Source organism: Pedobacter sp. KH_004 (assembly GCF_057840755.1).
In genome coordinates this window covers 623,270-642,319 of sequence record NZ_CM174519.1, presented here as the reverse complement: position 1 = coordinate 642,319, position 19,050 = coordinate 623,270, and the positions used below count along the sequence as shown (strand labels likewise).

At 37.8% G+C, this 19,050-nt stretch carries 19 protein-coding genes; 12 read left to right on the top strand and 7 right to left on the bottom strand.

All coding sequences use genetic code 11. The features are described 5' to 3' along the window. Nucleotides 1-60 precede the first annotated feature (60 nt). The 4 genes from AC3ITD_RS02995 (at nucleotide 61) to AC3ITD_RS02980 (ending at nucleotide 6,131) form a co-directional block, all read left to right on the top strand. Entirely contained in the window at nucleotides 61-621 is a 561-nt protein-coding gene (locus tag AC3ITD_RS02995; RefSeq protein WP_489363866.1) for a sigma-70 family RNA polymerase sigma factor, read from the top strand. Between the two features lie 63 nt (nucleotides 622-684). Next, nucleotides 685-1,680, top strand: a complete 996-nt coding sequence (locus AC3ITD_RS02990; protein WP_489363864.1) for a FecR family protein — start codon at nucleotides 685-687, stop codon at nucleotides 1,678-1,680. A gap of 111 nt (nucleotides 1,681-1,791) precedes the next feature. Beyond that, nucleotides 1,792-4,851: a TonB-dependent receptor gene (locus AC3ITD_RS02985; protein WP_489363862.1), complete on the top strand. Its 3,060-nt coding sequence runs from the start codon at nucleotides 1,792-1,794 to the stop codon at nucleotides 4,849-4,851. Nucleotides 4,852-4,856: 5 nt separating this feature from the next. Then, a complete protein-coding gene (locus tag AC3ITD_RS02980; protein ID WP_489363860.1) occupies nucleotides 4,857-6,131 on the top strand; it encodes a purple acid phosphatase family protein in 1,275 nt (424 codons plus the stop codon). A 78-nt stretch (nucleotides 6,132-6,209) separates the two neighbouring features. Here the strand turns inward: AC3ITD_RS02980 and AC3ITD_RS02975 are convergent, their stop codons facing one another. Further along, a complete protein-coding gene (locus AC3ITD_RS02975) occupies nucleotides 6,210-6,761 on the bottom strand; it encodes a hypothetical protein (protein ID WP_489363858.1) in 552 nt (183 codons plus the stop codon). Between the two features lie 238 nt (nucleotides 6,762-6,999). Here AC3ITD_RS02975 and AC3ITD_RS02970 point away from each other — a divergent pair, with 238 nt between their 5' ends. Further along, on the top strand, nucleotides 7,000-7,500 hold the full coding sequence (locus AC3ITD_RS02970; RefSeq protein ID WP_489363856.1) for a hypothetical protein: 501 nt from the start codon (nucleotides 7,000-7,002) through the stop codon (nucleotides 7,498-7,500). 7 nt (nucleotides 7,501-7,507) lie between these two features. Next, nucleotides 7,508-8,044 carry a hypothetical protein gene (locus tag AC3ITD_RS02965; RefSeq protein ID WP_489363854.1) on the top strand — a complete coding sequence of 179 codons (537 nt, stop codon included), beginning with the start codon at nucleotides 7,508-7,510 and terminating at the stop codon, nucleotides 8,042-8,044. A gap of 187 nt (nucleotides 8,045-8,231) precedes the next feature. On the opposite strand, the gene AC3ITD_RS02960 is transcribed toward AC3ITD_RS02965, so the two are convergent. Continuing rightward, entirely contained in the window at nucleotides 8,232-8,891 is a 660-nt protein-coding gene (locus tag AC3ITD_RS02960; protein ID WP_489363852.1) for a TetR/AcrR family transcriptional regulator, read from the bottom strand. 648 nt (nucleotides 8,892-9,539) lie between these two features. Here AC3ITD_RS02960 and AC3ITD_RS02955 point away from each other — a divergent pair. The 3 genes from AC3ITD_RS02955 (at nucleotide 9,540) to AC3ITD_RS02945 (ending at nucleotide 10,891) form a co-directional block, all read left to right on the top strand. Beyond that, nucleotides 9,540-9,782 carry a hypothetical protein gene (locus tag AC3ITD_RS02955; protein WP_489363850.1) on the top strand — a complete coding sequence of 81 codons (243 nt, stop codon included), beginning with the start codon at nucleotides 9,540-9,542 and terminating at the stop codon, nucleotides 9,780-9,782. 125 nt (nucleotides 9,783-9,907) lie between these two features. Further along, nucleotides 9,908-10,549, top strand: a complete 642-nt coding sequence (locus AC3ITD_RS02950) for a DUF3667 domain-containing protein (RefSeq protein ID WP_489363848.1) — start codon at nucleotides 9,908-9,910, stop codon at nucleotides 10,547-10,549. A 90-nt stretch (nucleotides 10,550-10,639) separates the two neighbouring features. Continuing rightward, nucleotides 10,640-10,891, top strand: a complete 252-nt coding sequence (locus AC3ITD_RS02945) for a hypothetical protein (protein ID WP_265797737.1) — start codon at nucleotides 10,640-10,642, stop codon at nucleotides 10,889-10,891. 67 nt (nucleotides 10,892-10,958) lie between these two features. Here the strand turns inward: AC3ITD_RS02945 and AC3ITD_RS02940 are convergent, their stop codons facing one another. The 3 genes from AC3ITD_RS02940 to AC3ITD_RS02930 form a co-directional block, all read right to left on the bottom strand. Next, nucleotides 10,959-11,732 (bottom strand): NIPSNAP family protein, encoded by a 774-nt coding sequence (locus AC3ITD_RS02940; RefSeq protein ID WP_265797738.1) that lies wholly within the window; start codon nucleotides 11,730-11,732, stop codon nucleotides 10,959-10,961. 342 nt (nucleotides 11,733-12,074) lie between these two features. After that, nucleotides 12,075-12,692: a hypothetical protein gene (locus AC3ITD_RS02935; protein WP_489363845.1), complete on the bottom strand. Its 618-nt coding sequence runs from the start codon at nucleotides 12,690-12,692 to the stop codon at nucleotides 12,075-12,077. Nucleotides 12,693-12,696: 4 nt separating this feature from the next. Further along, the gene (locus AC3ITD_RS02930) at nucleotides 12,697-13,116 is read right to left on the bottom strand and encodes an RNA polymerase sigma factor (RefSeq protein WP_489363843.1); all 420 of its coding nucleotides are present in this window, start codon (nucleotides 13,114-13,116) and stop codon (nucleotides 12,697-12,699) included. A 109-nt stretch (nucleotides 13,117-13,225) separates the two neighbouring features. On the opposite strand from AC3ITD_RS02930, the gene AC3ITD_RS02925 reads away from it, so the two are divergent. The 3 genes from AC3ITD_RS02925 (at nucleotide 13,226) to AC3ITD_RS02915 (ending at nucleotide 15,530) form a co-directional block, all read left to right on the top strand. Next, nucleotides 13,226-14,005 (top strand): MutS-related protein, encoded by a 780-nt coding sequence (locus AC3ITD_RS02925; protein ID WP_489363841.1) that lies wholly within the window; start codon nucleotides 13,226-13,228, stop codon nucleotides 14,003-14,005. Further along, a complete protein-coding gene (locus AC3ITD_RS02920) occupies nucleotides 14,002-14,325 on the top strand; it encodes a MutS-related protein (RefSeq protein ID WP_489363839.1) in 324 nt (107 codons plus the stop codon). The genes AC3ITD_RS02925 and AC3ITD_RS02920 overlap by 4 nt, the downstream gene beginning before the upstream one ends. 212 nt (nucleotides 14,326-14,537) lie before the next feature. Continuing rightward, nucleotides 14,538-15,530 carry a hypothetical protein gene (locus AC3ITD_RS02915; protein ID WP_489363837.1) on the top strand — a complete coding sequence of 331 codons (993 nt, stop codon included), beginning with the start codon at nucleotides 14,538-14,540 and terminating at the stop codon, nucleotides 15,528-15,530. 295 nt (nucleotides 15,531-15,825) lie between these two features. On the opposite strand, the gene AC3ITD_RS02910 is transcribed toward AC3ITD_RS02915, so the two are convergent. Further along, nucleotides 15,826-18,171, bottom strand: a complete 2,346-nt coding sequence (locus AC3ITD_RS02910; RefSeq protein ID WP_489363835.1) for a mechanosensitive ion channel domain-containing protein — start codon at nucleotides 18,169-18,171, stop codon at nucleotides 15,826-15,828. Nucleotides 18,172-18,456: 285 nt separating this feature from the next. Then, on the bottom strand, nucleotides 18,457-18,921 hold the full coding sequence (locus AC3ITD_RS02905; RefSeq protein WP_489363833.1) for an SRPBCC family protein: 465 nt from the start codon (nucleotides 18,919-18,921) through the stop codon (nucleotides 18,457-18,459). Between the last annotated feature and the right edge of the window lie 129 nt (nucleotides 18,922-19,050).

Below are 19,050 nucleotides of genomic sequence, written 5' to 3'. Positions count from 1 at the left end.
TAACATTGCATTAATATCCTGGTAATACGTCGCAGGCATCTTTGTACCGACAAGCACCTGGTGGAAAATTCTTTAAAAAATTGGCACATAAAGCACCAGAACAATCATTCTGGCGACTTAGCAATGCTCTATAAACGCTGGTCGATCTTGCTTCGCGGTTACGCCGAATACTATCTCAACGATTCCGAAGAAGCCAGCAGCATTGTCAACGATGTGTTTTTACAACTCAGTAGCCAGAAAAACGATATCGAAAATATAAAGGGCTATCTGTTTAAGGCGGTAAAAAACGCCGCACTCAATCAAATCTCCAGCAATAAAAGAAAAAAAATTCAATACCTCGAGAGCCAGGATTTAGCGGTTCTTTCTGATCTTTCGCAACCCGCAGTATTTCCACCTTCCGAATCTGCACAAATGAACTTTCTACAAGAAACCATTTCGCAGTTACCACAAAAGCGTCAACTGGTTTTTCGGATGCACAGGATAGAGGGTTTTAGTTACGCAGAAATTGCAGAACTCCTGCAGATTTCGCACCGTACCGTAGAGGATCATCTGGCAAAGAGCATGAAATTTATCCACGAGCATGCTAAACATTTTTTTAACGAACAGTTAACAGAAGCTTAATCTAGCCAGCCCGTATTTTCTGCTTTCAAATCTGTCCTTCATCATGAGCACCTACAAACGACCATGAAAGACGAAATTTGGAATAACATCATCAAAAGATTTACAGATACAGAAACGATTAATTCCCGGCAGGCATTAAATAGCTGGCTTGAAGAAGATCCTGAACACCAAAATACCTTTAACGAAGTGGAAAAAATCTGGAAAATGAGTGGGCAACTCATGCCAGAAGAGAGTGAAGCACTAACTCAATTTGAGTCGAAACATTCCAGCACTGCTCCGAAATTAACATCACGTTCTTTTTGGCAATATGGTTTGGCAGCTGCCAGCATTGGTGCCTTATTGGTGATAGGAAGCTTGTTCTACAAAAAAAGTATTATTCCACAAACCTCAACATACATTACTCAAACCGCAGCGGCAGGAAAGCTATTGGAAATTAATCTTCCAGACGGATCAAAGGTAAATCTAAATGCGGGTAGCTCGATTCGGTACAAGAAAGATATGTTAAAAGATTCTACAAGGATTATTCAGCTATCTGGCGAGGCTTTCTTTGATGTGAAACATCAACCAACCAAACCTTTTGTGGTAGAAAGCCGTAAAATTAAAACGGTTGTATATGGCACAAGTTTCAACATTAGGGCATACCAAAATGAAAAGCAGATACAAATCGGGGTAAAAACAGGTAAAGTCGGCGTATTGAAGAGCGTCTCACCAACTTCTGCTCCTATCTTTCTCCTACCTGATCATCAGATTTCTTTCGACAACCAAACGGGACAATTTGCTGCGATAACAAATAATCACGATGTAGATGCTTGGCGAAGTGGTAGGCTTATTTTCGATCAAACCCCAGTAATGGAGGCATTGGAAACCATAGCCAGAAGGTTCAATGTAAACTTTGACACCAAAGGTTATCAACAAAGTTCTTGTAAGCTCAATGCTACATTCGAGAATAAGGATTTAAAAACAATTCTCAAAACGATACAAACTGTAATGAACATCAATATCAAACAAATCGATAAAACTATTTATGTAAAAGGAGGAAACGCATGTAACGGAAACTAAAAAGCCGATCCCAAGATAGGAAACGGCCTTAATAGGATCGATCAATGGCCACGAACCGTCGATTGATCTGGAAATATGAATAAATACGAACATTTAAACACACCCAAATTTATGAAAAATTTTAATGGGGCTAGCCGCTCTGTGAAAATAATTATGCGAATAAGCTTGATTTACGCTTTTACCTCTATCCTCTTTATCAACCTGTTACAGGCTTCTTCGGCCAATGGACAAACCGGATTGGATAGAAAAATAAACCTTGAACTGAAAAACGTTTCATTAAAAGTTGCCTTTAAAGAAATTGAGCATAAAACAGGCGTAAGCTTTGTTTACGTTAATTCTGCTATTACCGAAAACAGAGTAACTGTTAGCGATCGCCAGAAAACTGCCAGAAAAATTCTTGAATCACTACTGCAAAAAAATTCACTAATCATGATTGAAGAAAATGGATTGGTGATGATTAAAAGCAAACCTCAAATGCGGAAGATTGCAAAACCCGGATCTATTGTGGGTTATATTAAGGATAAGGAGAACGATAAAACTCTACCTTATGCAACTGTGGTATTAAAAGGCGCCAACAGAAAATTTATCACCGATGTAAATGGTTATTTTATTATCGACAATGTACCGGTAGGTAAAGCAGTGCTGGCCGTAAATTATATTGGCTATTCGCCAAGTGAATATACGGTAAGTATTGAAGATGGAAAAATCACCAACGTTGAGCTAAAAATTTCGGGATTGAATAACGACATGAAAGGCATCACCATCAATGGAATCAGACGTGGAGAGGCGGTTGCATTAAGTAGCATGCGAAATGCAGATAACATTAAATATGTACTTTCTGAAGAACAAATTGAACGTTTTCCGGATGCAACAGTTGGCGAGGCGATGCAAAGAGTTCCTGGAATTGCCATGGATTACAGTTACGGATTACCACGCAACATCATCATCCGAGGACTTGATCAATCTATGGGGTCGGTAACGCTGAATGGCAACAGATTGCCTTCCACTTCTACAAGTTCCAGAGAAATAGATTTAAATGGAATTTTGTCTTCTACGGTAGAAGCCATTGAAGTGAACAAAACGCTTACCCCAGATCTGGATGCTGACGGTACATCAGGCTCGGTAAATATTATTTCTAAAACACCAAAACAGGGTCAGGAACAACTTCAGGTAAAAGGTTCATTCGGTCATAATTTCTTGTTAGATAAGCAAAACATCGATGGTTCCATCACCTACGGAAAGCGAAATAATAAATGGGCATACATTGCCGGGGTTAATTACAGCAAGAGCTTTAGAGGCGAAGATCGCGTTCAAAAAGATTATGATACTTATGAAATTAATGGACAGGAAAAGGTTTTGTTATCTAATTTAGAACTTGAAGGTTCTGATTTAAGACGTGAAAACCTGGGTTTGCAAGCAGAGCTCGATTTTTTCCCTACGGAGAAAAGCCAGATTTACCTGCGAGGATCTTTCAATAAGTTTTATGAACTTCAAACCAGAGGGACGAAAAGTTACAGCATTGGCGATTACACCGATATTAACCATGTAACTGGCGTAAATATTGGTTCGAGTGGTTCGCCGAGAAATTACAACCGCGATTTGACAAGTTTCTCATTAGGCTATAAAACCGATTTCAACAACTGGAAAGCGAACGTAGACTTTACTTACTCCACCGGTTTATACGATCAACCGCTATATTTTGATGGTTATTTCAGCAATACAGGTCTTTCAGCTGCGTTGGATGTATCAAATCCTAGAGCCCCTCAGTTTGATTTTGGAAATGTAGATGCCAACAATGCCGCAAATTATAAAACAAACTATTACACCAACCGACATCAGATTGCCCATGACAAGGATGGTCAGGCATCTGCAAACTTGCAACGCACTTTCGATTTGAGTGAAAAAAATAAATTGATGGTCAAGTTTGGAGGACGCTACAAGTATAAAGAAGACGACCACACCAGAGATTATTATCAATATACTTTAAAAACAGGGACACTATCGCTTTCCAACTTCCTCGGAAACTATGAGCGTGAGAAATATTTCGATGGCAATTACAACCTTTCGGGAGCAATTGCTGATGGTTATCTGGTAGAAGAATATTACCAAAACAACAAATCACTTTTTGTAGATAACACGACCTATATCCGTCAAAACACCGACCCAGATACTTACAATGGTAGCGAAACATTGGCCGCGGGTTACGGGATGGGAAAGCTAACCTTAAACAAGTTTGATATTATTGGTGGTTTGCGTTACGAACGGACTGGTTTCAATTACAATGGAAATATCGTAAATTTTGATAACACCGGTAATTATGTGAGTACCAATAAGGTGAACACCAAATCATCTTTTGCTGGATTTTTCCCGAGTTTAAATCTAAAATATGCTTTGGATTCGAGAACCAATTTTAGGGCTGCAGTAACCAGATCACTTTCCCGTCCTGGTTATTACGATCTTGTACCTTGGCAGGAAGTGGAACCTCGAAGAAAACGGATGAAAATCGGTAATCCGAATCTTGATCAAGCGACATCCACAAATGTTGATTTCTTATTTGAGCATTATCTAAAATCCCTAGGTCTAATTTCGGGTGGTGTATTTTACAAAAACATAGAAAACTATATTTTCGAAAGTATTTACACCCAGGTTGGCGGGCAGTTTAACGGCTATCAGGTAACACAAACTGTTAATGGCGCTAATGCGCATGTTTACGGCTATGAAATTGCCTGGCAGCAACAGCTTACCTTTTTACCGGGTTTCTTAAATGGCTTTGGTATCTACGGTAACTTTACTCAAATTCAATCTAAGTTTACTGTTCCTGGAATAGTTAGCGAAAGAACGGTTAGACTCCCATCTATGCGCCCGAAGGTTGGAAACGCTTCTTTGTCTTATGAGAAATATGGTTTCTCTGGTCGTATTTCTGTGAATTTCTACGATACTTTTATCTCCGAACTGGCAGAGGTGCAAGCAAATGATTTGATGGAAAAAGGCAGAGTACAGTTAGACTTTTCAGCATCACAAAAGATCAGCAAAAAGTTCTCCATCTTCATGGGAATCAGCAACATAAATAACGCCCAAATCATACTCGATTATGGTGATGGACGCCCGAACGACCACAAATATTATTCATCATGGGCCAACCTAGGCTTCAAATACACTCCTTTCCAATAATGAAAATGAAAAAAATTCTCTTATCCATAAGCCTTTTACTCTCTGCCGTTATTTACAACCAGGTAAAGGCGCAAAATTTTAACGCAGGCTCTTTTCCCGATCGAATCATCCTCACCTGGTCTGGCGATCCTAAAACCACTCAGTCGGTTACCTGGAGAACAGATAGCACGGTAAGTGTAGGCTACGGGCAGATTTTGCTAGAAAGCAGTTCGCCAAAATTAGAAAAGCCGGATGCGAAGGAATATCAAGCAGTCACTTCCACTCTAAAAGGCAAAGAATACCAATCGGCAAATTATCACAGCATCACTTTTAGCGATTTGCAACCAGATCGTTTATACACCTATCGGGTTGGAGATGGTAAAAATTGGAGTGAATGGTTTCAGTTTAAAACTGCACCAGCTACAGAAAAGCCCTTTTCTTTTATTTACCTTGGCGATGCACAGAACGATATCCGTTCAAAATGGTCGAGAGTAATTAGAAAGGCCTTTGCCACACATGGTGATGCCCGTTTTATTGTTCATGCCGGAGATTTGATCAACAGATCAAACAACGATAATGAATGGGGCGAGTGGCACTTTGGTGGAGGTTTTATCAATGGAATGATTCCGAGTATTCCATCATCGGGAAACCACGAATATTTTAGAGATGAGCACCGTACATTAACTTTAGATCCGCATTGGCGGGCACAATACACACTGCCAGAAAACGGTCCTGCGCAGTTAAAAGAATCGGTGTATTATATTGATTATTCGAATGTGAGGGTAATCTCGCTCAATTCACAAATGATTGTGCTGGATTCTACCTCATTAAAATTGCAAGCAAAGTGGCTTGAGGAAGTCTTGAAAAACAATCCCAAAAAATGGACTATGATTACTTATCACCACCCAATTTATTCTACGGCAAAAGGGCGAGATAATAAGGAATTCAGAGAATTGTTTAAGCCGCTCTTTGATAAATACCATGTCGATTTATTGTTGCAAGGACATGATCATACCTATAGTCGTGGTCAAAACCTGCCTTTCGGAACTTCGGGCAAAGTAGGCGGACCGATGTATGTGGTTTCAGTAGCTGGACCTAAGATGTACAAGGTGGATGTTAACCCAAAATGGATGGATGTTTTTGCAGAAGATACGCAGCTCTTCCAAATCATTTCTGTAAATGGTGACGATTTGAACTATACGGCTTACAAAGCATCTGGAGAAGTGTTTGATCAGTTTAAGCTGAAAAAAACTTCTAAAAACAAAGCAGCGGAATTTACAGATCTGAGAAAGAACAAATAATAAAAAAACTAAATAAAAATGGCCCGGATCTTTATCTGTGGCCATTTTTAAATTTGACTGGAGCGTTGTAATGTTGCGTTATTTAATTTGAACACCGTTAATACGAAGCTTCGTCCAGGTTCCTGGAAACCCCTGCCCCTTAATATAACTGACCACAAAGGGATGTCCTTTCAAATTCGGATGATAAATGGAATCGAATGAAAAGCGCATTTCGGAATCTGTTTTTTCGGTAACGGTAACTTGTTGGTCGGTATCAGTACCCGACTTTATGGTAAAAAACACATCCCCAATTTTTGCATTGAAGTCGGCCCGTATAACCCTTAAGTCTGGATATTTTGGATCACTAGCGATAAGTTTACCTTGCTCATCAATACGCAAATAAGAAATGCTGATCCCATCTCCTCCAATTAAGGAGAAAAATTTGTAGAACAGCTTCCCATTGATTAGCGTGCTATCTTGAATTTCCGTGTAGTTTTCTTTGTTGGCATACCAAAGGTTTCCCACCTGCATTGGAAGAAAAGAATCTACTGGTTTGGTCTGAATGAAACCACGATCTTTTTTACAACTGAGAAAAATAGTTGAAACGAAGATCAATAATAAAAGACTGTTTTTTAGAGCGATATTTTTCATTGTTTTTTGGTTTGGTATTTTATCATCAAAACGAGAACAGATGTGTTTATGCTACACCTAAATAAATAAATATTTCATTGATTTTGCAGGGCTAGCAGAATCTTCAGATTGTATCATTTCTAAATCTTCATTTATATAGATCGAGTATTAAAAATGCATCCATGAAACCGTCGATCAAAGAAAAAATGATCCAAACCAAATCCAGTTATTGCTGTTCAGCTAACACCAATATTATCTTATGAAACAACCGATACAATACGCATTACTTTTCCTTATACTGATTACGCTATTCACCTCATGCAAAAAAAGAAGCCGTGAGGATCTCCCCGATTCTGCACCATTTGACATCTATGCCGCAGGAAGAGAGGGATATGTGGCTAAATACTGGAAAAACGGCAATGCCATAACTTTGGGAAGAGGCTCAGGCTTATCTGATGCAAATGCAATGGTGGTATCCGGATCGGATGTGCATATAGCAGGATACGAAATTAATGCAGCTGGAAAATATGTATCAAAATACTTGAAAAATGGAACAGCAATATCACTCACCGATGGCACTAGAGACGCTTATGCCAATGATATTTTTATACAAGGAAACGATGTCTACATTGCCGGTCAGGAAATCGCCAATGGGCGAACAACCTATCAGGCCAAATACTGGAAGAATGGAACGCCGGTAGTGCTTACCGAGGAAAACCTAACAGGCTATTGCATCGGGTATTACCATTGTAGGCAGTGACGTTTATGTGATAGGCGAAAGACGAAATCTTGATTGGCTGACTCCCATTACCTGCTACTGGAAGAACGGACAATTAACCGATCTTTCTGATCGAACAAGAACAGCCGGCGATCAGGCCTTAACACGATCTGGGAACGATCTTTATATGGCATGGTCTGAAAGCTATAATAGTTCAGGGCAGTCTCAAACTCGCTACAGCAAAAACCTGGGGGCACCAGTTCTTATCAATGATGGTTCTGCCGATGTAAGAGGTACTGCTATTGCAGTGAGTGGAAGTGATGTTTACATTGCTGCCTCAGCTATCGGGAGTAATGCCATAGTTGCCAAATACTGGAAAAACGGGGTGCCAGTTGCGCTGTCTAATGGTCCTCAAAGTGCCTTTGGTCAATCGATAGCCGTGGTAGGATCAGATGTTTACGTCGCTGGTTACAGTGATGCTGGAGCATCCGGAACTGCACAATATTGGAAAAACGGCAGTGTGGTCACGCTGACCAATGGAAACCAGGCTGCCCTTATCCGAAAGATTGTGGTTGTAAAAAAATAAACTTGGCGGTAAGGCCAAGCGATTCAAAAATAAAATTGTCTTAAGTAATAAAATCTTAAAAAGGTTAAAAGCAATCATTGACTTCACAAATAATAATGTTTAGCCAAAATCCACTCATTATTCTACTCCCCTATTCTTAAGTATTGAAATGTAACGTTACTTCATATTCGGTTTGATCAGCAACGGATCAAGTGTATGCAAGCTCGATAATTGTTTTGAGGGTTTTTTTAATCTCTTCCTGACCGGATGGCTCTTGAAGGTTGATACCACAAAAAGGATTTTCCTGCATATTACTATGAAGTGTAAGATAATACACTCCACCCATCAATATCGCATAAATTGCCCGGAAATTCTTATGGCTATCACTGAAGGTTTTATCGAAGATCTCACGCAGCAGCTGATCACCAATATTCTCTCGCTTTGAGTCTAATTCCTTTAAAACAGATGACTTTTCGCTTAGCCCCCAGGTAATGATCCGTCTCATTTCCTCGCTACTCATTAGGCTATTGAACTGGTTTTCCAGAACCTGATAGGCAAATGCTTTCCCATCATCTACTTTACTTTCTTCAACAATCTCACTAATTTCCTCCGGACTAATTTTCCAATAGTCCTTATTATTGAGGTATTCTTTCACCAAGCCCTCCAATCCACCGAAATAATCATAAATCAATCTTCTGTCTACCTTTGCCTTCTCCGCAACCCTACTAATGCTCACTCCCGAAAAACCATCCCTTTTCAAAATTTCTCCAAGCGCATCGACCAAATTTTTCTTGGTACGTTCCTTGTTCCTGACTGGGCCATCCGTTACTTTTCTTGCCATTTGAATAAACTTTGCTGCAATTTGCATTTTTTTCGTGGCACCGTCAAAGCTTCTACCTATAAAACGAAAGGCTGTTTCATTTCTGTCTAATGATAATCTAAAGCTTAAAAGCTGAGTATTTGTTGAACCAAACTAAAAAGATCACAAGAATAAATTATTGGCTTTGTTTAACGATAGATGATGCCTCACCAGTTTTTGTTCACCGTATTCAGCCCTATCTTCCTTTGAAAAATTGTTACCTGTTTAAGATTTTAGCAAACGTAAAATAAATTTAACTCTCAATGTTGAGATATAATAATATTTTGATAAATTTGAAGCAGGCATCGGGAAATTAAATAACTAGAAGAAGCTACAATTTTTACATAATTCGTAAAGGCATCACCTACTATTGAAACCCATTTTTACAGTTTTGAATAATGTTAGCTTTGGTACTGAATGAAATTTTCTCGGATGGCTAAATTTGGTTACATTTTACGATGAAACGATTAAGATTTGAAGAATAGCATGCTGACAGATAAGAATTACATCGCCCGTTAACGGATGATGTGACGTTAAAAACGGAAACACTAACCCTGTTGCTTTAACCGAAAAATTATGTTGCTCCTTCGCTAACGCGCCAGAAGGAGCAGGATAAAATGTTTAGAAATTTAAGCTTTTAACAATACATATAAACGAATGAAAACTGAAGTCTCAGATCAAAGTATCGAATCATTAAAAAAACAGCGAAACCTAATGAAAGGCGTCGCGATAGGATATGCGCTGGTAATGGCTGTTGCCATAAGCTTAGCTTTGTATTTAACCTTTACCAAACATAATGCATATTTACTGGCTATCGTTCCAGTTTGCCTGCTCGTGATGATCCCTATATTGATGAGAGTTAATCAACTTAATGCTGCTATAAAAAACAGAAATAATTGACAGTGGAAGGCTCAAAACATCTAGATCTACATTCCTGCTTAAATTGTCAGTCGGAAACCTCCGGGACTTACTGCGCAAATTGTGGGCAAAAAGCAAGCACTCATCGCTACTCTTTAATTCATTTCATGGAACACGATCTTATTCACGGTGTTTGGCATGTTGATAAAGGAGTCTTATTTACACTAAAAGAGCTGATTTTAAGACCGGGTGATAGCGTTAGGGAATTTATTCAGGGAAAAAGGGTGAGGTTTTTTAGTTTTGTTACCCTGATTATTCTTTTACTGGCCATTTCGAGTTTACTATCGCCATATGTAAAAATCCATTTATCAGACATCATGCCATTGAACAGTAAGCAGACAATGAGTACCTATGAGGGTTTCGCCACCAAATATCCAAAGGTGATTATTTTGATATTGATCCCCCTTTACTCTTTATTTAGCTATTTCTGGTTCAAAAAGGCTAAACTTAATTATAGCGAACACCTGGTCTTGAATTCTTACAAGACGGCAGTAGAACTTATTCTTGCTTTAATATTTACAGTAGTTACGATTTTTTACACGCATATCCCTACGCTATTATTCTTCTATTATTTATTTGTAGCGGTAGGCGGCTTCCTTTACAGTATTTGGTTTTATAACCAGTTTTTTACCGGGTATGGCTATTCAAGGAGATCAAAACTGTTAAGAGCAATAATGATCCCTGTCTCTTATTTAATTATTTCGGTGTTGGTAGGCTTTTCAATGGCGCTGATCAAACTGATTAATTAAAATATTTCAATTGCCTTCAAATTCTAATCGAGTGGTTCAATCAAACAGGAAATTTTAAACGGTGTAATTTACAATATCAAATTTAACCTTATGAATACGATACAGGAAATCAAGCAGCTATCTGACCAAGAGCTACTTAAAAGACATCAGACAGCAAAATCAAGTTTAATTATTACCTGTATACTTATTGGTGCTTTGGTGGGTGTTGCAATCTATAGTTCACTAAAAAACGGGCTTGGCTTTTTTACTTTTTTCCCTTTATTTTTTGTGTTCCTGATTATTAATGGCCAAAAAACCAGCAAAGCTATTGCCGCAGAAATTAAAAACAGAGGGTTAACTTAAGAATTTCTTCTTAGAACTACTAACATCAGCCTTTGCCATCTCATAAAAGAGGGAAAAGCCTGTCTGTTTAAAAATCAGAATAATCTGCTGGATATAAAAATAAGGTGACATTTTTGGACACATTATGCTGATACTGAGGCAAACCGCTGATCTTTTTATATTCAGGACCAAAAGCTGCCCAATGGCTATCTCTATCGACCTTATTATTAAAAGTTGTCAAATACATTAAATTAGGCATTTTACCACCTGAAATCACCTGCCCATAAAAAACAGCATTGAAATTCAACTTTGAAAAAATTGCGACTTCATAATCGTTGAACATCTCAATTTTGTTGCGGGAAAGATTTTCCGTTGCCGCTTCGTAACTTCTTAATTCATAAACCCGTTCATTTTTAGGTGTAGTGAGTTTTGGAAGCGAATATTCTGGCATCGAAGCAAAAGCCTTCAAAATGATTGATTCTATACGGGTATACGGCGGTTCATTATATGACGCATTTAAATAAGGGCTTCCTTTTTCAGCAAACGCTTTGTCCTTGCCAACCGCCGTATTGATTCTATCCAGATCCGTCAGTTTTTTAAGCGGTATAAAAACGTAAATCAGCCTATCTGAAGTATCTTTGGCAATCGGCTTAAAAACACCAATATCCTTAATGCCTTTGGTGTGCAAAGCGGGCAAAAACGCAGTTTTTAAATATTCATCAATGACTTTCTCCTGCTGATCAGTTTTAAAATGATATACTTTAATCTGATAATAAAATGACTGCTTTACGGCATAAACATGAGCTGATAAAGCAATGAAAGCAACAGTTGAAAAAAGGATTCTTTTGAGGAAGGATTTCACGATATGATCTGATTTAAATTAACATCTACAACTTTATAAATAAGATTTTGTTTAGTCCAAATTTACGATAATCCTTGTTTGAAAATCATCTATTTCAAAAATGGTTGTGCACTATCATAATCTAATACTGACATAAAATAAGTTGACTATCACTATCTATTATATTTAAGGGTGACGTTAAGATTTAAACCTGTGCTGTTTTTTTGACTTTCATCCCCGTGATTGGCCGCTCAATCATCATCAAACCATAAGACGATACTAGTTCCTCGAACGTAAGTTGGCAAAATTCACATCTTTAAAAAAGATCCCGCAGCCATTGGTGTTTTCATTATATTTTGAGTGTTATTCATTTAGGCTCTTCGTTTCAAATTCAATGAGCTCTGCCAGATGAGCCTCGGATTTTTTTAAGGTCCTATCGTATTCTGCGTAGGCTTTTCGGCTTAAAGCTATCATAAGGGAAAGCGCAACACAACCAACCAAACAAAAGATTGCTAACGCCTTATTGCTATTAAACAACGAAAAATTGTAAACAATTTTAATGAAAATAGGCACTACACTTAAAACCCATAATGCAACTAGAAAGATGTCGTACTTGGCATTTGCGGCCAAATGAATCCTAAATTTGCAAATATTCTTTTGTAATTGGACTATCGAATCATTATAGTCAGGTTTTTCTATTGATAAATGAGAGATAAATGACCAAAGCATTGCCATGCCACCGAATATCGCCGGTACGCTGTATTCAATTGCACCAATCATAAAAATAGCCATGCCAATTGATATAAAGCAATAAACTAAGGCCATATTCCTCCCTAACAATGATATGTTGATAATCTTGCTAAATTCTCCGGCTGCATTCTCTATATTCATTTTCATCAATTGTGTGTTGTTAAGTCTTATTCTGCTATCTAAGTTCTTGTCATCTGCTTGCCAGAGATTTTTTAATTCGTCGAGTTCCATATAACTAGTCATTTAATAATGAAATGCTTTCTTTCAATTTTCTTTTAATTCGGTTAATCTTAGTGCCCACATTTGTTTCCGTTAATCCAATGATTTCTGATATTTCTTTATAGCTTTTATCTTCTAAATAAAGGATAATGATTGCTTTATTTAGCTCATCAAGCTTGTTTATAAATTTATATAAGAGCTGCGTTCTATAGGTATTCTCTTCAGAACAATTTTCTTCCTCGGAAATTTGAAAGACAGCATCATCATAAGGTTCATTAGTCTCCTTGCGTTTCACATCTCTTCTATAATGCGATATTGCCACATTCAGAGCTATTTTGTATATCCAGGTAGATAGTTTGAATTCCTGGTTATAGTTTTTAAATGACTTCCATAGTTGGATTATAATTTCTTGCTCAAGATCTTTCCTGTCGTCCAAATTTCGGGCAATAAGAATAAGTCACTTTATACAGAAGTCTCAGGAGGGACGGTGTTAGGTTTTTTTTGATAACCAAATTAATTTTGATATCAGAAATGAAGAAATCGATTTGATTGATTTCTATCTTGAAAGCAAATTTAAGCACTTTAAAAATAATCCACTTGATGCTTTATCGGATTACTTAATACGTAATTCTAGTAATAATTATTATATTATAAAAACTGGGCTCAATTATCTTATCAAGACTACAAAATACATTTTAAACTTCATAAACGATCAAAAAGCAAATAATCCTCCAACATATCTTCATGAAATTTTCGATGAGATTTTTGATATCATTGATGGAGGTGTTTTGATGAAAGCTTCATTGCTCAACGAAAAACATCTTCGTTTCTTAGATGTAACAAAGTTAGACAGAGCTATACGCGGAGCAGAAAAACATAATATTAAAAAATTCCTACAGCTGATGTATGAATTAGACGTTTTTGAAAATGTCGCTTTAGTTGCTGCTTCTAAAGAATTTTCGTTCCCGATTTTTAATATTGAGGAAGATTTAAATATATCTATTACTGGCCTCTTTCATCCTTCGATTAAAGAACCAGTTAAAAATGATCTCCAGATAGATGTTACTAAAAACATAATATTTTTAACAGGATCTAATATGGCTGGAAAGTCCTCGTTGTTAAAGTCCCTGGGGTTAACAATTTATTTATCTCACCTAGGCTTTCCCGTCCCAGCAGAGGAAATGAAATTGAGTGTGCTCAATGGTTTGGTAACTACAATTAATCTTCCTGACAATATCAACGATGGTTTAAGTCATTATTATGCGGAAGTAAAGAGAGTAAAGGAGGTTGCAGAAATTTTGTTAAGAACCAAAATGTTTTTGTGATATTTGATGAGTTATTTAGAGGAACTAATGTAAAGGATGCCTATGATGCATCTTCTCTAATTATAGCGGAGCTACAAGCTATTCAAAATTCAGCATTTGTTATCTCTACTCACATCATAGAGCTAGCTACTTCTTTAAATAACTTTAAAAATATCTCATTTCGATACCTAGACACCTATTTTGAAAACAAAAAACCGATTTTTACTTATTCACTTAAAGAAGGAATTTCCAACGAAACTTTAGGAATGTATATAGTAAAGAATGAAGGGATTGTGAAAGTCTTAAAACTGGCTGCAAAAAAATCTTTATATAAATCTTAGTTTTCTACTTTCAATCTTTAAATTTGATTTTCAAAACCTGGGGATTTTCTTGTTTGTAATTTTAGATATGAATTTTAGAGTATCTTGTCTCAAAAAACGAATGTATTCTGCCCCTCTTACCACTTCCTTTTACTAATGATTTCATTAAATATCAGCAAAACCAAATCGCTCATAAAGTGTTTAGATGTTTAAAAAATCTAAAGCCCTTGTCATTGAAATCATTATCGAAAACCCGTTGGCGGATTGAGCCGGACCGTATAACAGTTTACCCATATGGCCTATCCTATATTCTTGCTGCCGTACTATCCATTTTTTTCCTGAGCGGATACCTGGTCTATCTTTATTATCTCCGAAATTCTTTTACTTCTTCCCTGCCAATACTTATTATCCTGATAACGGTCGTTACCCTATTCATCCTGTGGGCGGGCACATCTGTAGAGTTTGACATTAGTGCGGGCGTCATGCGAAAAAAAATAATGGGCTTGCTGACCATATCTTCCCTTCCATTTTCTAAAATATACAGTATTTCACCTGTTTCCAACATGGCTGGGTCCTATACCTACAGGCTATTTAAAAAAAAGGATCGATATGGAAAAGGGATATTGGTATCATCCAGTTATGGAAAAAATGATGATCCCAATGCAATCGCCTTTGTCGATGAGGTAATCACCCCTCTACACCGTCATCTGGAGGCGCATGATAGCCTGGGAGATTTCGCCCCACAGTATATTGATGAGTATAAGTTTTTTATCCCAAATGGTGGCGCATACACTCTTAAAAGAAACAGAATCGGCAGCCTTTTACTTGGCGTTTGTCTTTTGGCTATAGGCATTCACGAAATTACACCCTATGCATGGCTAGGCGGCGGCTTTAATATCGGGAGAGTTTGCTTTCTGCTCTTTACCCTCGTTGGGGGACCAGCGATTATCCTGTCGGGTTTTACCGAAATTACTCTTGACAAGGGTTCCAGAATGCTCACGCGAAAAAACCCTATCGGATTGGGGAACAGAACTTATTCATTTGATGATTTCAATGGAATCCAAACGGTTAGAAAATCAACTAATATGATTTATTCGGGAACCGATGTACAGGTATATTTTTTTAAACCGGGAAGCCAGAAAGAAGATGTGTTGGTTCTATCAAGTTTTTTTAGCACAAAAAAAGTGGAACGTTTTGTAGCGGAAGTAAACAGCATCCTTCTTTAACAAATCATATAGTCAGAACAGACCGGTAACTCAAATCAAAAGAAATTAAATATTAGCAAACGATTAGTTAAATAAGCTATTATCAAGGGCGACCCAAATTGAAACTCACAAAGAATATAGATCTAATGCTTTTTTCTTCAGGTTCCGTATATTTATTAAATCTTCATCTGGAAAAATTAAAAAATGAGACTGGGCTTTTGCGCATTGGCAAATAGTAATTTGCACAAAACAAGAAAATATGCAGGGATTTTCTTCAAAGCGTTTACTCAACCTATCTGATGTAACAAATCGCGAATTACATCACTTTGATATCTGCTTCCTGGAAAGCAACCATGATGCGCAAGAGCGTCTCGCTTTTAAAAGCGGCTTCTACATACACATTGTTAACCCAAACTAAAACTTTAATTTCCACACTATCGGCTGCCAAATTATTAACTAAAATTTCTGGTGGGAGCTTGTTTACGGTGTGGACTGATCCTTTAATCACGTCGGAAATGATTTCCTGAACCTGCTGCATGTTAGCAGTAGAGCTTACTTTGATTAGTAATTCGGATTTCAGATAATCATTGCTCAGCGTCCAGTTGACCAACCTGCCGGAAAGCAAATCACCATTTGGGATGATCACTTCTGAGCCTTGTGGCGTGAGTAATTTGCTCGACCGGATACCAATATCCTGGACCTTGCCTTTCTTATCTGCAAGTTCAACATAATCACCAATACGGAATGGTTTCTCGAAGATTAAAATAATACCGGAAACGAAGTTGTTGACAATGTTCTGCATGCCTAATCCAATTCCAACACCAAGTGCGCCCAAAACAACGGTAAGTTTATCCATCGGGAGGCCAGATGCGGTAAAAGCCAGAAGCAGTCCAATCACGATAATGATTAACCGAAAAAGTGCCACTTTTGAACCCTTATGATCACTGGCGCCATCGAAACTGATTTTTTGTTCCCCAAAAAATAACGGCACATGTTTTTGTAATTTATTGGAAACGTATATAATGATGAAGAAGAAAAGCACATTTCCAAGCGAAAAGTGGATGCTTCCGAAACTTCTTTCTTTGGAGAGTATGCCGGTCATCAGGCTATAAATCCCGGATGACATCCCCAGATTATTAAATAAGATTAAAAGCCAAACAATAAAACTGAATACCTTAAGTACCTTTTTGAACTGCGATTTCATCGCATCAGGATTTAACCTGGAGAAGAAGCCTTTGTTGCAAGAACTTATTTTGATCTGCAGTTCGAGTGCATCCAGCATAATCTGAATAAATACAGCCAACGAAATCATTTGTGTCAGATTAATGACCCCAGCTATGCCAAAGACTTTAGATAAGCTGATTCTGCCAAACACATTCATGATTATCGCCAGTCCGTTCATCAATACCAGCACCCAGATAACTAGTTTAATGAACCTTTTGGAAAACTGCGGAATTTTTGTTTTCCCATACATCCTCACTCCTAAAAATAGCAAACCCAAATGGATGGCCAACAACATCAATCTTGGCAAGAGCGCCTCACTGATCAGGCTCGAGGCAAAAACCAGGAACACAAAGCCACCGAGAATCATAAACCACAACCTTAACGCTTCTTTTGGCAAAACTCTTCTCAAATGGATGGTAATCAAAACCATCAAAATAAGTTGTACCACCTCGATAAAAATAGAGGGTGCATCGGAGTGAAAGGCGAGCAAAAGACATAAAAGAACAATGGAACTGGCCATGATGGGATAAGCCCGCAAATAGTCGAATTTGAGTTCTCCTATCTTTCGTTTAACTGATAAACGATTTGCTGTTACAAAGTTCCGGTGAACCCAGATAAAAAAAGCCAGAACAACAATCAGTAACACAACGCCGGTATCCCAGATTGAATTGATAAAATATTGGAAGATTTCTCCCTGCCCGAAATAGGCATCGGACAATCTTGAACCAATTTGGCTAAACCCAAACAAGCGTAAAGGTGCTGACCAGATGTATGGAACTTCCCTATTAGCAGCAATTCGCCCAGATTTTTCCAGCTGGTCATCAAGGGCAACCTGTAAATCATTTACCTCACTGCTCATGGAAGAACTTTTCGCCAAAAGCTCGCTTACTTTTGAAAGATTTTTGCCTGTAACCTCTCCTGTTTCATGTAAACGGGTTTTTATTTGCAAGAGTTGAGGTCTGTACAACATTTTTTCTGAATCCTGATCTGCAAGAAGCAGCGAATCTGAACTGAGGTCGATTACCTGTTGCGACATTCGCTGAAGTTCAGAATTGGTTTTGACCAGGCGGGCAGAGATTGCCGAAAGTTCAGTCCGCACATCTTTGAGGATCAGTTTAAAACTAACCAGGCTTCTGTTTTGCGCATTATTTTTTCCATTGCCAAAATCCCTTTTTACGGAAGCAATACTAGAACCAAGTGATGCTAGCCGATCCTGAATTGCACTCACATCATAGCCTGTTTTATTGGCTGCATTAATTTCCGTAATGGCCGCCTGGGCAGTCTGGATTCTGAACAGCAATGTATCAGGGATAACCTGAGCAGAATCCTGCGCTTTTTTTAAAGAATCTTGTGCCTTGGATGATCCTACCCAAAACAGCGAAATTGTCAATAAAACTATAAGATTAAGTAAAGCTTTTGGAAACCGGGATTTATTCATTTTTTTTTAAAGTGATTTGAGTTGATAACGGGCCCTGATTCTGGCGGCCGCTAAAATAGCAGATTATCAGTTTTGCTTTAAGTTTATTTGAAAATATCAATTAATGAGCTCGACCTTCTCCCCAAATTTGGTTGCCTCATAGACGGCATCAGGCATTTTCGCGATTGCAGAAAATGACTTTGCATATAAATGGGAAAGACTAGATCGTTGATGTTATTCGAGATGCCCATTTCAACATCTCAAATAACAATAAAACAGGGATACTTTAAACAACTAATGTTAAGCTTACTTTCCGTTTAACGCTTCGTTTTCCAGGTAAGTTTTTAAAGACTCCAGCGCTTCTTTCCAACCCTCCTCGTGTGGATGTATTCCTTCAGTTTCACTTTGATTTTCCTGAGTGATCGTTAGTTCAGAGCCCTCCCCCGCAACTTCAAAGCCAACAGTAAGCAGATAATTACCATTTTCAAGTGCTGCATCATTAACTATCCAGTTCCAGGTATAAACCAGTTTTTGTTCCGGAATTACAGATTGATACTTACCTTCAATGGTTAATTTACCGGTGGTATCGGCTTCACTTTCGAAATGATACGCAACTTTTCCGCCATCCTTAATATCGTTTTCTACATTTGAAAGCGTTTTGCCTGTTGGTTTCCACCAGGCTTTCAATGCAGATTCATCTGTCCAGGCCCTGAACAATGTTGCTGTGTCAACATTAAATTTTTCACTAATTTTAATGGGTTCGTTTTTCATGTTATTGATTTAAAAGTATAATTTACAACATCATAAAACTGAAAAAGTTCCATTAATCTAACTTCACAGGTGGCTATTGCGTGTTATCTTAACGAGAAATCTTATTATAAAACCATGCGCAATCGCTTC

Coding starts and splice junctions, on each gene's coding strand:
- AC3ITD_RS02990 (WP_489363864.1), top strand. CDS start 685: ATGAAAGACGAAATTTGGAATAACATCATCAAAAGATTTACAGATACA.
- AC3ITD_RS02960 (WP_489363852.1), bottom strand. CDS start 8,891: ATGCAAATTGCAGCAAAGTTTATTCAAATGGCAAGAAAAGTAACGGAT.
- AC3ITD_RS02975 (WP_489363858.1), bottom strand. CDS start 6,761: ATGAAAAATATCGCTCTAAAAAACAGTCTTTTATTATTGATCTTCGTT.
- AC3ITD_RS02935 (WP_489363845.1), bottom strand. CDS start 12,692: ATGGAACTCGACGAATTAAAAAATCTCTGGCAAGCAGATGACAAGAAC.
- AC3ITD_RS02980 (WP_489363860.1), top strand. CDS start 4,857: ATGAAAAAAATTCTCTTATCCATAAGCCTTTTACTCTCTGCCGTTATT.
- AC3ITD_RS02970 (WP_489363856.1), top strand. CDS start 7,000: ATGAAACAACCGATACAATACGCATTACTTTTCCTTATACTGATTACG.
- AC3ITD_RS02985 (WP_489363862.1), top strand. CDS start 1,792: ATGAAAAATTTTAATGGGGCTAGCCGCTCTGTGAAAATAATTATGCGA.
- AC3ITD_RS02950 (WP_489363848.1), top strand. CDS start 9,908: ATGGAACACGATCTTATTCACGGTGTTTGGCATGTTGATAAAGGAGTC.
- AC3ITD_RS02910 (WP_489363835.1), bottom strand. CDS start 18,171: ATGAATAAATCCCGGTTTCCAAAAGCTTTACTTAATCTTATAGTTTTA.
- AC3ITD_RS02955 (WP_489363850.1), top strand. CDS start 9,540: ATGAAAACTGAAGTCTCAGATCAAAGTATCGAATCATTAAAAAAACAG.
- AC3ITD_RS02905 (WP_489363833.1), bottom strand. CDS start 18,921: ATGAAAAACGAACCCATTAAAATTAGTGAAAAATTTAATGTTGACACA.
- AC3ITD_RS02945 (WP_265797737.1), top strand. CDS start 10,640: ATGAATACGATACAGGAAATCAAGCAGCTATCTGACCAAGAGCTACTT.